Consider the following 14075-nt stretch of genomic DNA (forward strand, 5'->3'; position numbering starts at 1 on the left):
TTTTATTCTATAGGTCACAGGGTTAATGACTCTTGAGGTTTTATTTCAAACTATTTAGTCAAATTTAGCATTGAAAAGGGCTGTTTGAACTTAATAAACTCAAGTCTTTAATTATTGTACTCTTTATTATTATAAACTCACACCTCTTTTCCAAGGAATGAAATCATCTTGCTGATTAATGACTGCTTTACATTGAATATCTCCACTGGCTACCGCAATTATATAATCTAGAATTCGTCTTCCAGTATCTTCAATGTTTTCTTCGCCTTCTATTATGGGGCCTGTATTTATGTCAATTATGTCAGGCATTTTTTCTGAAAGCTTGGTATTACTTGATACTTTAATAACTGGAGCAATTGGGTTACCAGTAGGTGTACCAAGACCTGTAGTAAATAGAACTACATTAGCTCCTGAGCCTACCATTCCTGTGGTAGATTCTACGTCATTTCCTGGTGTACAAAGTAGGTTTAAGCCTTTTTTGTTAACCATTTCTGGATAATCTAGTACATCAGTTACTGGAGATGTTCCTCCCTTTTTTGCTGCACCAGCAGATTTTATGGCGTCTGTAATTAAACCGTCTTTTATGTTTCCTGGAGAAGGGTTCATATCAAAACCAGAACCTGCTTTTACAGCACTAGCGGCATAGGCCGTCATGAGTGAGTTAAATTTCAGAGCTGTTTCTTCGTCTACACAGCGGTCGCTAAGTTCTTGCTCTACGCCACATAGTTCGGGAAATTCGGAAAGAATAGTGGTACCACCTAAGCTTACTAATAAATCACTTACATAACCTAATGAAGGATTGGCCGAAATGCCAGAGAAACCATCAGAACCACCACACTCAAGACCCAATACCAATTTTGATAGAGGAGCTGGTTGACGGCTTTTTTTATTGGCATCCATTAATCCTGCAAAGGTTTTCTTTATAGCTTCGGTAATTAATTTTTCTTCTGTGCCTTCTTCTTGCTGTTCAAGAAATACAAGGGGCTTATCTGTACATTCTCTTTTAAGTAATTCTTCCTGTAAAATGCTGTACTGAGCATTTTGACACCCTAAACTTAAAACGGTAGCTCCAGCTACATTAGGATGAGCAATATAGCCTGCTAATAATCCACAAAGACTTTGAGCATCTTGGCGGGTTCCGCCGCAGCCCATATCATGATTTAGGAATTTTACTCCGTCTATATTTTCAAATATACGTTTAGGATTTGATTTTTCTGCAACCGATTGCAATTCGCTTCCTAAGATATCTTGAACTTCGTCTCCTTTTTGATACTTTGAGATAAGTTCTTTAGCGAAATCTTTGTACTTATCGCTTTTTCCGTAACCTAGCTGAGTTACCAAAGCTTCTTTCATTACGTCAAGGTTTCTGTTTTCACAAAAAACCAATGGTAAAACTATCCAATAATTTGCTGTACCTACAGAGCCATTAGCTCTATGAAACCCTTGAAAGGTTTTGTCTTTGAAATTACCTTGTTCTGGTTTGTCCCAGTGTAGCTTTCTTTCTCCTAATTTAAATGGAGCCGCGGCGTGTTTCACGTTAAATGTGGTTATCATGCTGCCAGCAGGAATATCATATTCAGCTTTGCCTACCAAAACACCATACATGAAAAGCTCTTCACCTTTTTTTAAATCGCTTTCTGTAAACTTATGCTTGGGAGCAATGGCTTCAAGTAAGGTTACTTCTTTATTATTGTAGACTATGACTTCACCTTTTTCAAGGTGGTCAAGAGCTACTATAAGATTGTCTTGGGATTGTACTTTTAGTACACGCTTCTTCATGCGTTCTCTAATTTAGAAATTGTTTCTGATAGGGTTTTGCCTGTTCCTTGTTCCATGATTGTAGAAAAAGTATTATAAACTTGCTCTGCAAATCTATTCAGATTATTTAAATTTTCGCCCCAAAGTTCCTCGTTTTCAAGGATTTTTTTGATTTTTAATTCATTGGAACCCTCAGAAGACCAGATTTTATAGAAATAGTCGGCATTTGGATCATTAATAAGGTATTGCTCTCCATTTGCTTCACCGTAATATTTATCTTCAATAATAGAGACTGGTTTTAAAAAGGCAAGATGAGCAGTAAAGCCTAAGAGCATAAGTTCGGGTACTTCTTTTCCTTGCTCATAATATGATTTTATTAGTGGCAAGCACCTTGTGGTCATTTTGTAACTGTAGTTCATACAGATAGAAAGCCACTGATGTTCTAAGAAAGGGTTTCTAAACCTGTCTAGTACTTTTTGGGCAAAGTCGTTTTTTTCTAAGTCTGATACTTCGGAAGTCATAGCTTCTGAGATTTCGTTTGCCATGAGTATTTTCATGAAGGCGTAAAAATCTTCATCTCGCATGGCATCTTTCACCAGTTTATATTCAGAAAGAAAGGCTAAGCCCGAAGAGAAAGTATGGGCGGCATTTAGTATTCTGAGTTTTATCTCTTTATACTTTTCTATGCTTGGAGCTACAAAAGCACCATTTTCGGGCAAGCAGAAAGTTAGTTTGTCTTTTATAGAATCATCTCCTTCAATAGCCCATAGTGCGTATGGTTCCACTACAATGGCGTTCTTATCTTTATAAGGTAGTTTATCGTCCAGCGTGTCGTTTGCTTCTCCTGGTACTATTCGGTCTACCAGGGTGTTGCAAAATGTGTTTGCAGATTTTAACCAAGAAAGAAAAGCCAAGTCGTTATAGTTTTCTTCGGCCAATTGGAATACAATCCTTTTGAGTTCATCACCATTGTTTGAAATAAGCTCAGCAGGCAGGAATATTAATCCTTTTGAAAGGTCGCCGTTAAAATATTCAAATCTACTTTTTAAGAAGGCTACTACTTTTCCTGGAAATGAATTTGGGCATTCACCGGGTGTTATTTTTTCTGGTTCGTAGGTTATTCCTACTTCTGTGGTGTTAGAAAATACAAATTCAATTTCCTCTTTTTTAGATAAAGACAAGATGGATGCCCACTGCGTTTTGGCTATTAGAATACGGCTTACTGAGGCACATATGTCTTGTTTGTCAATTAGTCTTTTATCTTGAATACCTCTAGTAGCCACAGTATAAAGACAATCTTGACTATGCAAAGACTCTATGGATCCTCTAGTGTCTGTAGACTTAATCATTACTATTTTTCCTTCAAAGGCTCCGTTTTTATTAGCATGGTCAATTATGAAATCAGGAAGACCTTTGAGAAGAACCCCTGTGCCAAATTGGATGATTTTTTCAGGATAATATAATATCCTTCTTTCAAATCCTAAATCAGATTTTCGAGTGAGATAGTCTAAGGATAAGTTGTCCATTCGAGTTTTTTACGCGTTTTATATTGAATAGTGATTCTAAGCAATGACCATATTACCATTTTTTGCCAAATATCTTTTTGAATTTGAAGTCTTTTTCTGTCAAGTCGGTATTATCTTGATGCCAAGCGTAATCTCCTTGGTCTTTATGACAGTTTTTGTAGTAAATTCTATGCCCCCATTTTAATTCAGTTTTTGTGCTTTGATATATTTCAGCATCAGCCATTTCTTCACTGAAAGAGCAGTTTATAAGATACATTTGAGCCTCTTTATGATATCTCCCAAGTTTGAATCCTGGGTCTCCTTCAAATCGACAGTTTATTAATACCGATTTATCAGATTCGTTTCCTGAGCCATCATGCCAAATACCAGCAGTCATGTTATGACAAATGATTAGCGAATTTTCTATCAAAGCATTTCCTCTTGGACAGTATAAGTCTACGTGCCCTTCAATGATGCAGTCATTGAAATAAAACATACCACCGCCTACATCCCAAGGGCTTACAGTATCTCCACCACCAGACCTGAAAACACAGCTAAGAAATTTTATTCTGGTAGCTCCATTGAGTGACCTGAATGAAAACTGATGTCCATCTTTTCTAACTATCTTTTGACCGATAGGCTCTCCTTTCTCTCTTGGCAAGTAGTTCTTTTTAGCACTGTTTGCTTTTCCAGACTCATTCAAACAGTCAATGCTTACACTTCCTTCTACATCAAAACCGTAGGTATTTAGTACGGTGAGGTTTTCGAAAATAAGGTCATGTCCTAAAACATTGATGGTGGCGGCTCCAAAATCATCATCATTTTCGCATCGCCAGTAATCTCTAGACTGGCTATAGGTTACAATTACACCTTTAGTGCTTTCTCCTAATAATCTTAAATGATGCTTGGTGCTATCTATTAAAAGCTTCTCCTTATATGTTCCATTTTTGATGAAAATAGTTTGCATTTTGGAAGAGGACACCACAGCGTCAATAGCTTCTTGAATGCTTACATAATCACCAGTACCATCTTGTGCTACAATTATTTTCTTTGCGAAACTTTGAAAACAGAGGATAAAGAGTATTGAAAAAAGTAAGGTTACTTTAGAAGCCATTTTGCTAAATCTTTAGAGGCTTCAAAGTTTTGATATTTGGCAGGAAGTTTCCTTCCATCTACATATTCGTTATAAAGCCATGGGTCGCCTATTACCATTACACGTCCTTTTTTATAAGAAGTGGATACCATTACTTTATCACTGCCTTTTGAAAGAATAGTTTTGGCATTACTATCTGTGTTTAGCGTAACTAGCTCTTTAATGTAAACTTCAGAAGAGTTTTTAAAAATCTCATTTCTGGGAGCAATTTTTACGCTACCCATATCAAACTGTAGGCCTTTGACCATATTAATGTTTTTGTCAGAAAATGAAATGCCAAAAGCACTTGTCAGATCATTTACCTGAACCAAGTTACAGTGTTCTGCATCATTGGTCATGATTAATAATGTACCTCCTTTTTTTACCCATTTTTTGATATTTTTAATATCTGATGGAGCTATGTAATTTGGAGTGTCGGTTTCTTTTTTATCATCTGGGTCCACAATAATATAGACGTCTAAACCTTTCAAAGCCTCTTTTGACGCTTGCGACTTTACAGCTGTGATTTCTGCACCCATGTTAGTGAAGGCTTCGCCAAACCAGTTAAAACCTGAGTGAAGTTTATCTTCCCAGATGTAGTGGAATTGCTCTTGTTCACCATTATAACCTTCTCTGAATTCTTTATTGAAGTGATAATCTAAACCTACTTTTTTGCCTTTTCCAATAGAACCATCTTCCAGTAATTCCATTTCAATAGCAGCAAAAATAAATGGACCAACTCCTTTCAAATCGTTTAGTCTTATAGGCTCGCTTAAATAGTATTCGTAGGTACCATCTCTGTATGGGTTTCCGCCTAGGCCACCTACACTTACTGCTTTTTCTACATTAATGGTACCATCTGGATTGTTGCTAATAAATTCTTTGATAATGCCATTGAAAGCTTTTACACCAGCATTTTTAAAAGAATGGTCAATGTATCCCATTCTAGCCCCTTTTAGTAAAGTGTAGGCAAACATACAAGAGGAAGAAGATTCAAGATAATTCCCTTCTTTACCTGCTAAAGCGGTCATTTGATACCAAACACCACTTTCCGTATCTTGATATTTGGTTAGAACTGGAGCTAGCCTTTTTAAGTTGTTTATTAAAGTGATTCTTTCTGGATGATTTTCTGGGAAATAATCTAAAACATCAACTAACGCCATGGCGTACCAACCAATGGCTCTTCCCCAAAAGTGAGGTGAAAGTCCTGTTTTTTTATCAGCCCAGTCTTGCTCTCTACTTTCATCATAACCATGATATATTAAGCCAGTAGCAGGGTCAACGGCATATTTTTCAATTAGTGCAAATTGCTTTGCAATATGATCGAAATGTTCTGGGTGATTGAATACTTTGCTGTATTCTGCAGAAAAAGGTTCGGCCATAAAAAGACCGTCTAACCACATTTGATATGGGTAGCGTTTTTTGTGCCAATAGCCGCCTTCCTCTGTAAGTGGCTGGCCTTCTAACTGCTCCCAAAGGTGGTCGGCAGCTTTTCTATATTTTTCTTTATTTGGCAATGATTGCTGATAAAGAAGCATTAAAGCTCTCCCAGTAGCTATATTATCTAAGTTATAGTCTTTTAAAGGATATGTTCTAATAGAGCCATCTTCCCCTACGTATCTGTCAATATCATTTCGGATATAATTGAAATATTTAGGGTCGGCAGTACGTCGCCATACTTTTTCAATAGCCTTTAGCATCAGCCCTTGCTCATAATCCCATCTGGCGGGTTTGCCCTCTTTTACAGCAATGGAGTCTGCATGAACTTTCATAAAAGAAAGTGCCATTTTTTCAGACCAATTTTCTTGAGCAAAAGCGGCAAAGTTAATACCGCATAAGGTTAGTAGTAAGATTAATTTTTGTTTCATATTATTTCAAATAAAGTCTTCACGTTTAGGATTGAAAATGTCTACAAGTTCCCCTTCTTCTAAGCATAAAACACCATGCACAAGGTCAGGGTTAACAAAAAAGACATCACCAGCATTTAAAACTTTTTTTTCATCAGCTATGCTTACCTCGAATTTACCACGGCTCACGTAACTAGCCTGCGTATGTGGGTGATGGTGTAGGTCGCCAATACCGCCTTTTTCGAATCCAACTTTTAGTATCATTAAACCATCATTATAAGCCATGACTTTTCTTTTGATGCCTTTTCCAAGGTCTTCCCAAGGTATGTCTTGGTCTTCTACGAGTGCTTTGCTTTGTACTGTCATTATTGGTTGAATATTTTTATTAAAAATGTGTCTATAAGTTCTACGGTATCTTCAAACCACCTATCCATCATTGGAAATACATGTGGGGCTTTGAAAGTATGAATTTCAGAATAGATATCGTGTTTATCAAGTAATTTTATATAGTCCTCTCTTCCAGCATGCATTCTATTTACTGAACTGTTAATGAATAGGATAGGGGGCGAAAATTCATTGACATGCTTTAATGCACTGCCTTCAATCCATAGGTCTGGATTTTCTTCTTTACTATATCCAAAGTAGCTTGTAGCGGCTGATTTAGACCTTCTATCGTCACCTTCTCCAGATTCAGGATGTATGTAAGCTAGTATGCCGTCTACATCAATAACCGCATTTACTTCAGTGTCTTGGTTTATTTTGCATGCACCATTTTCGTATCTATCTAGACCTGAGGTGGTACCTATAAAAGCTGCCATTTGGCCTCCGGCTGAATAACCACCTAAGGCTATTCTTTCGGTATTTATTCCGAACTCTTTAGGATGCTCTTTAATCCATCTTATGGAGGTTTTGACATCTATGACTGCAGCTGGAAATAGTGCGAAGGTGGATAATCTATATGCCGGCGTAAATACGACATAGCCTTTTGAAGCTAATTCTTTTGCTAATTCGTGATGCTGTGATTTGTCGCCAGTACGCCAGCCTCCTCCATGAATGAAAATTATAGCAGGCAAACTGGCCTCTAACCTTTTTTTAGGGCTAAAAATGTCCACAGTCAGCGTATATTCATCTGTTTGACAATAAATTTTGTCAAATTCACTTTTTACTAAATGAGCATTTTTAGATTTGGCTATTTTAACATCATATCCATCTCTTTGTGCCGATTTTAAGGCACTGAGATTTGTGAAAGAGGTATCTTTTTTGTTTGTAATACCAGAAAAGTCCTGAGCTTTTGAACTGAGGATGGTTACAAGAAATAATAAGATGTTAAGTGTTTTTTTCATTGTTCTAAAACGAGTTTTTTTGGCCAAGTACCCAAGTAGGCATAACCTGTTCTTCGCTCAATTTCAAGGTCACTTAAGTTAGCTTTTCTTTCTTTATCTCTTCCCATAAATATGGGTTCATTGGTTTCTAAGTCATAAAAGCGAGCCCAAAGTGATTTGCCTTCCTCGTCAATAACCTCAATATCTCGGCCTTTAGGAGCATTTACATTTTTAAAATATCTGACAGCCTTATCTTTTATTTCAACACTTTTAAACCAGGCTATTCCAGCATTAATAGAATTTTGGATACGTTGGTCTGGGTTTTCAATAGCCATTAAGAATTTTAAAATACCGACAGATTCGTTGCCACTTAATGAAGCAGGCTCAAAGGCTCTGGCAGAGGCAGGTAAAAGGGTTTCTGAATCATGCTGAGCACACCAGGCTGTTAATTTGCCATTTTGAATATATTGGGTGTTTAAAATACATTCAATTCCTTTTTCTAAGCTTTTCTTGGCTCGTTCTTTCGTTTTTTGGCTGAGCAAAGTATAGGGCTCCTCCTTGTCTGAAATTCTTTTCATAATCCATAACACAGAAATCATAGCCTGATCATTATATGTGATATGCTTATGATATCCAGAAATGTCTGGATATTTCTGTGGCCATCCACCAGCCGAGTTTTGAGCCTCAAACAGGTACTGCATGCCTTTTTCTGCAGCGTCTAAATAGACTTCATTTTTTGTCTTGGCAGCTTGTTGAAGTAAATAGACTATTTCAAAAGTGGTAGACTTGTCGTCTATTGTAGCGTCTTTTTCTAATTTATCACCAATTAGTTTAGACTTGAATTCTTTTGACAAAGGCTTCTTATAATCTGTTGGGTCTCCACTATATTGAGGCCAGCCACCATTATCTCTTTGGTATAGTACTATTTTTTCCGCAATGTCATCTTTAACCTGAGAAATAGCCAAAGAATTTACCCCAATCATCAGTGAAAAAAGCAGTACTAAAGTCTGCTTCAGGTTAAAGTTCAAACTGTGTAAAATCGACAAAATTTTTATCATAGGATTCAAGGGACTAATGCTTAGGGCTCTTGGTGTTTCAAAGGAATATAATATTTAGAAAATAAAGGTGTGTTGTCTAGAATAAATTAATGGCATCGTTCCCGATAACGATTGCGTAAATAAAGTCCTGATAAATGTAGGTTAAGTACAATTTCAAGCCTTAAAATTGTACTTCTCTAAGACGATATATTACAAAAAATACGAAGCGGAGATTCGAACCTAAATTTTAATTAAACAAAAATCTATTCTGGAATTCTTCTAACTAAACTTAAAAAAATATGAGCTCAAAAATTTACAAGATGTGTAGGAAAGTATTTGGTGTAACGGCCATGCTGTTCTTTACACTTTTAGGTGTTGCGAGTTTTGCTCAAAGTAATGTTGCCGTAAGTGGGACGGTCTTTGAAGGCGAAACAGATTTAACCCTGCCGGGGGTCAATGTAGTTGAAAAAGGAACTACCAATGGTGCGGTGACTAACTCAGACGGGAAATTTAGTTTGAAAGTATCAGGTTCTAATTCGATTTTGGTACTAAGCTATATTGGATTTGAACCTCAAGAAATAACTGTAGGTCAAAAGACGCAGTTTGAAGTGAGGCTAAATAGTGATGAGAAATCGCTTCAAGAAGTAGTGGTAATTGGTTATGCTCAAATGAAGAAGTCTGATTTAACGGGTTCTGTAGGGAGCATTAGTAGTAAATCTATCACTGAACGTAATTTTACCAATGCCTTAGAAGCGGTTCAAGGTAATGTGGCCGGAGTTCAAATTTCTCCTTCTACAGGTCGAATAGGTGATGGCTTTAATATTACTATTAGAGGTAATAACTCATTAAATGATGATTCTAATCCGCTTTATGTGGTTGATGGAGTTCCTATTGATAACATAGATTTCTTAAACCCTCAAGATATTGCGAGAATCGATATTCTTAAAGATGCTTCTTCTACGGCTATTTATGGTTCTAGAGGTTCTAATGGTGTAGTGCTGGTTTCTACAAAAAATGGAGCAACGGCAAAATCAGGTTTAAATGTTTCTTTAGATACTTATTATGGCGTGAAAAAGGTAGCAAGATTGCCTCAAATGATGGATGGTGAAAAATGGTGGGAATATCATCAATCAGCTTACTTGGCTACCACAAATTTAGAAGATCCAATGGCTATTACTCCTGAGGCTCTTGCAAGAAACGTAGTAGGTACGGCAAACTCGGTTTTGAAAGCTAGAGCTGATGCAAATGAAACTTACGACTGGTATGACTTAGTACTTCAAGATGGGTTTCAGCAAAATACTTACTTGAATTTCTCTGGAAGAGGTGACGGTGGAGTTGGGTATAACCTTGGTCTTGGAGTTCAGAACGAAACTGGAAATATTCAAAATGAGGCTTTAGATAAGTATTCTATGAAAATAGGTATTAATCATAAGCTAAACCGTCAAATCTCTTATGGTTTAAATACTACCATCGCTTTTAAAGAAGATCAATATGGTAGTGGTGTAGCTATGCAAGAGGCTTTTAGACTAAATCCTTTCTTATCTCCTTATGGTGAAGATGGTGTTACGCTTTATCCGCAGCCGGGGAAATTGCAAGATGCAAACGGGAACTATTTAGTAAACAAAACGAGTACTTATAATCCATTATTGGAGATTGCAAATTCTTCTGATATTGCAAGAAGCTTTACAGGACTAGGTAATGTATTTTTACAATACGAACCTTTGGATTGGTTATCATTCAAAACTACTTTTTCTCCTAGTATCAGAAATAGAAGAAGGGGTAAGTCTTGGGGAGCACTTACTAATACGGGTGTAGGTAATAAGAATTTGCCATCAGCAGAAATGGACAATTTTCAGAACTTAACCTATACATGGGATAATCAATTCAATATTGAGAAAACGCTAAAGGAAGACCATAGAGTTAATTTCTTAGGTTTACAAAGTCTTTACTCATCACAGTCTGAGGGTTCTTCTTTGGCTGCAAGGTATTTACCATTTGATACGGATTTCTACAATCTAGGTTCAGGAGACCAGTCTACTTACAATATAGGGTCTTACTTCAGAAAGCAAACGCTAGCTTCTTTTGCGGGTCGTTTAAATTACTCTTACAAGGGTAAATATTTGCTGACAATATCTAACAGGTGGGATGGTTCTTCGTTATTATCTAAAGAGAATCGTTGGGATAGTTTCCCATCAGCAGCTCTAGCTTGGAATCTTTCTGAAGAAAGTTTTATAAAAGATGTAGCAGCTATTTCTTTCTTAAAGTTGCGTGCTAGTTATGGTTTTACGGGGAATAACATTATTGACCCATATTCTACTACAAACCTTTTAGATATTCAGACGTATTATGATTTCTTAGGTACTACAGCCAATGGTTGGAGAGCTGGCTCATTAGCTAATAATGCTTTAGGATGGGAAAAAACTAGGGAGAGTAACTTTGGTCTTGACTTTGGTTTATTTAACGATCGTATTTCTGGTACTATTGACGTTTATGATAGACTTTCTGATGATTTACTTCTTCAGCAAGACCTTCCTAAGGAGTCCGGTTTCTCCTCTATTAGTTCTAATATAGGCTCTGTAAGTAATAAGGGAGTAGAGTTAGGCTTAACTACTCGTAACATTCAGAAAAATAAATTGTCTTGGCAAACGAGCTTTACGTTTACTACCAACAAGAATCAGATAGTATCTATTTATGGACAAGACGAAATAGATGATGTAGGTAATGGGTGGTTTATAGGCGAGTCTATAAATTCTAGCTATAACTATGAGTTTGACGGTATTTGGCAAGCAAATGAAAGAGAAGAAGCCGCATCTTATAATCAGTTAGAAGGTCAGGCTAAAGTTGTTGACCAAAATAACGATGGTAAAATTACACCAAACGAAGACCGAATCATTCTTGGTTCGTCAGACCCTAAGTTTACAGGAAGCGTTTTCTCTACCTTGAGATATGGTAACCTTGATTTCTCTTTTTCTTTAATAGGAAGCCAAGGAGTCTTTTTAACAAGCCCTTTCCATGCAAACTTTACTGATACTAGAGATAGAGGACGTCAAAAACTAGATATAGGGTGGTATGTTCCTGAGAACGGAGCAGGTGTTCCAGCCCAGTTCTCTAATGAGTATCCTCAAGCTAGGAATCAGGGTACTTTCTGGAGAAATAGCAAGGTTGGATATTATAGAGACGCTTCTTTTATGAAAGTGAAGAACATCACACTTGGCTATAAATTACAAGAGTCTGTGTCAAATAGACTTGGGATTAAGTCTGTAAGAATTTACGGAAACGTACTTAATCCTTTTGTTTTCTCAGAGTATGATGGATATGACCCAGAATGGGCTGGAGCTAGCTTTGCTGTAGGTCGTGTGAGTTCTGTGACTTATCAATTAGGTCTTAATGTTAAATTTTAATCTTTCTGAAAAATGAAAATAAATTATATAAGTAAAATATTCGTATTGTCATTGGCCTGTTTTTCTCTCACCTCATGTGAGGATTTTTTGACCGAGGAGAATAAATCAAACGTAACGGCAGAGAGCTATTACATTACTAGTGCAGGTTTCGAATCTTTATTGAATGCCAATTATTCTCAATTGAGAGAAATTTATGGTGGAGATCCATGGTTATTTGCTGCCGGAACAGACCTATACGCAGAAGGTCGTTCTCAGGAACCTGTAGGTTTAAGTCAGTATCGTGATCTTAATCCCTCTTCTTCTGGCGTTGATCAGCTTTATAACACGTGTTACAGGGCTATTCAACTTGCCAACCAAGCAATACACTATTCAGGAATTACAGAGCAGTCTAGTTCAATATCTACCTCAGTGGGTGAGGTTAAATTTTTGAGAGCTCTTGCCTATTTCAATTTAGTACAAACATATGGTGGAGTAGCACTAGTGAAAGATTACATCAATGAGCCAGTTTTAGAGTTTGACAGAAATAGTGCGGAGGAGGTTTATTCTTTTATCATTAGCGATTTAGAAGAGGCTCTTAATTTAGTAAGTAGTGGTGCTTATAATGGACGTGTCAATAAGAGAGCAGTTCAGCATCTTTTAGGCAAAGTATACTTAACTAGAGGGTATGAAGACTATGGCTCTTCCTCTGATTTTAGTACTGCAGCGGCTATGTTAGACCAAGCCATAGGAGGCCAAGGTTTGGATATCCCTTACAGTGAATTATGGAGACCAGAGAATGATGGAAACGCCGAAACTATCTTTTCTGTACAGTATTCTGCAGGGTCAATTAGTGCAGACCCACTGAGACTAGGTAATAGCCAAGCTCGTTATTTTGGACCATATTTAGGAGGTTCGGAAGTGGCTGGTGATGCACCTCAGAGGTCATATAATTTATGTCCTACAGATTATGCCCTGGGACTATTTACACAGGATGACGCCCGTTGGGATGCGTCGTTTATGGTGACTGTGTATAATCGTTACTTTGACGAGTTTGATGTAGACGATAAAAGTGGCTTAGGGGTGTTTCATTACTATGCTCCAGCTTGGATTACTGAGGCAGACTCTATTGCTTTTGTAACAAAGTACCCAAATGCTACATACCACCCTTATGGAACTTATAGCTCTCAAACCGTGAGTTTAGATTATGAGACTATTCCTCTTAAGAAATTTGATGACCCAAAGGCATCTTTTGGAGGAAGATCAAGTACAAGAGATGTTGTATTAGCAAGATTAGGCGATACTTATCTATTGGCGGCAGAAGCATATCTTAAAAGTGGTGATGCAAGTACAGGATTGGCAAGATTAAATGTAGTAAGAAACCGTGCTGGAGTTAGCGATGCCACTCCGGGAGAGTTTGACATAGATTACATATTAGACGAAAGAGGGCGTGAGCTTTTAGGCGAGTACCATAGATGGTTTGACTTAAAAAGAACCGGTAAATTGGTAGAGCGAGCATCTGCTTATCATAGACTTGTTTCAGAGGCTGACTTTGCTGGAGCCAATGGAGAATTAAAAATCCTTAGACCAATTCCACAGTCGGCTATCGATTTAAATCAAAATAGGAGTTTCCAACAAAATCCCGCTTACGAATAGAACTAAGTATAATTGAATAATAGGTTGAATTTTAAAAGGTATGGTCATTGACCGTACCTTTTTTTGTTTCAAATATAAGAGCATGAATTGCGTCAAATATTACCGTCTCTTTTTTGACTCATTTAGTAGCGTTTGAACCTAGCTAAAATCCATTCATCTATTTCTACTGAAATCACACTATTCTTTAACGGCTTTTTACTTAGAACTGGCTTCCTAGCTATGGAAGTATGCAAAGGATTAAGCTTGTCGGATATTTAAGAATTTAGTGAATAAGCTAGCTTTCATCATCATTTGACATTTGACAGAACTTGTGGGAACGTTCCCGATAACGATTGCGTAAATAAAATCCAGTATTTTATTAGTTAAGTACCAAGACGACCTTAAACTTGCAATTAAAAATACTTTAACTATAACCTTCTTACAAAACATTTCTATGTGGCA

The 14075-nt window shown here is 37.0% G+C and carries 9 protein-coding genes; 2 read left to right on the plus strand and 7 right to left on the minus strand.

Features of this window, described 5'->3' with window-relative positions:
• Positions 1-129: 129 nt before the first annotated feature.
• Genes AADJ06_RS19080 through pelA form a run of 7 tightly spaced genes read right to left on the minus strand, consistent with a single transcriptional unit; the run spans position 130 to position 8622 of the window.
• Complete coding sequence (locus AADJ06_RS19080; protein WP_341228090.1) at positions 130-1779, minus strand: altronate dehydratase family protein; 1650 nt, start codon at positions 1777-1779, stop codon at positions 130-132.
• Complete coding sequence (locus tag AADJ06_RS19085; protein ID WP_341228091.1) at positions 1776-3284, minus strand: tagaturonate reductase; 1509 nt, start codon at positions 3282-3284, stop codon at positions 1776-1778. Before AADJ06_RS19085 ends, AADJ06_RS19080 begins: the two co-directional genes overlap by 4 nt.
• 52 nt (positions 3285-3336) lie before the next feature.
• Entirely contained in the window at positions 3337-4377 is a 1041-nt protein-coding gene (locus tag AADJ06_RS19090; protein ID WP_341228092.1) for a pectinesterase family protein, read from the minus strand.
• Entirely contained in the window at positions 4362-6263 is a 1902-nt protein-coding gene (locus tag AADJ06_RS19095) for a glycoside hydrolase family 88 protein (RefSeq protein WP_341228093.1), read from the minus strand. The genes AADJ06_RS19090 and AADJ06_RS19095 overlap by 16 nt, the downstream gene beginning before the upstream one ends.
• 6 nt (positions 6264-6269) lie before the next feature.
• Positions 6270-6608: a cupin domain-containing protein gene (locus tag AADJ06_RS19100; RefSeq protein WP_341228094.1), complete on the minus strand. Its 339-nt coding sequence runs from the start codon at positions 6606-6608 to the stop codon at positions 6270-6272.
• Complete coding sequence (locus AADJ06_RS19105) at positions 6608-7585, minus strand: alpha/beta hydrolase (protein ID WP_341228095.1); 978 nt, start codon at positions 7583-7585, stop codon at positions 6608-6610. The genes AADJ06_RS19100 and AADJ06_RS19105 overlap by 1 nt, the downstream gene beginning before the upstream one ends.
• Entirely contained in the window at positions 7582-8622 is a 1041-nt protein-coding gene (pelA, locus tag AADJ06_RS19110) for a pectate lyase (protein WP_341228096.1), read from the minus strand. The genes AADJ06_RS19105 and pelA overlap by 4 nt, the downstream gene beginning before the upstream one ends.
• 278 nt (positions 8623-8900) lie before the next feature.
• Here pelA and AADJ06_RS19115 point away from each other — a divergent pair, with 278 nt between their 5' ends.
• Positions 8901-12002 (plus strand): TonB-dependent receptor, encoded by a 3102-nt coding sequence (locus tag AADJ06_RS19115; protein WP_341228097.1) that lies wholly within the window; start codon positions 8901-8903, stop codon positions 12000-12002.
• Positions 12003-12014: 12 nt separating this feature from the next.
• Positions 12015-13634, plus strand: a complete 1620-nt coding sequence (locus tag AADJ06_RS19120) for a RagB/SusD family nutrient uptake outer membrane protein (protein ID WP_341228098.1) — start codon at positions 12015-12017, stop codon at positions 13632-13634.
• Positions 13635-14075: the final 441 nt, after the last annotated feature.

Source organism: uncultured Arcticibacterium sp. (assembly GCF_964021845.1).
In the GTDB taxonomy this organism is placed as follows: Bacteria; Bacteroidota; Bacteroidia; order Cytophagales; family Spirosomataceae; genus Arcticibacterium.

Coding starts and splice junctions, on each gene's coding strand:
- AADJ06_RS19080 (WP_341228090.1), bottom strand. CDS start 1,779: ATGAAGAAGCGTGTACTAAAAGTACAATCCCAAGACAATCTTATAGTA.
- AADJ06_RS19085 (WP_341228091.1), bottom strand. CDS start 3,284: ATGGACAACTTATCCTTAGACTATCTCACTCGAAAATCTGATTTAGGA.
- AADJ06_RS19090 (WP_341228092.1), bottom strand. CDS start 4,377: ATGGCTTCTAAAGTAACCTTACTTTTTTCAATACTCTTTATCCTCTGT.
- AADJ06_RS19095 (WP_341228093.1), bottom strand. CDS start 6,263: ATGAAACAAAAATTAATCTTACTACTAACCTTATGCGGTATTAACTTT.
- AADJ06_RS19100 (WP_341228094.1), bottom strand. CDS start 6,608: ATGACAGTACAAAGCAAAGCACTCGTAGAAGACCAAGACATACCTTGG.
- AADJ06_RS19105 (WP_341228095.1), bottom strand. CDS start 7,585: ATGAAAAAAACACTTAACATCTTATTATTTCTTGTAACCATCCTCAGT.
- pelA (WP_341228096.1), bottom strand. CDS start 8,622: ATGATAAAAATTTTGTCGATTTTACACAGTTTGAACTTTAACCTGAAG.
- AADJ06_RS19115 (WP_341228097.1), top strand. CDS start 8,901: ATGAGCTCAAAAATTTACAAGATGTGTAGGAAAGTATTTGGTGTAACG.
- AADJ06_RS19120 (WP_341228098.1), top strand. CDS start 12,015: ATGAAAATAAATTATATAAGTAAAATATTCGTATTGTCATTGGCCTGT.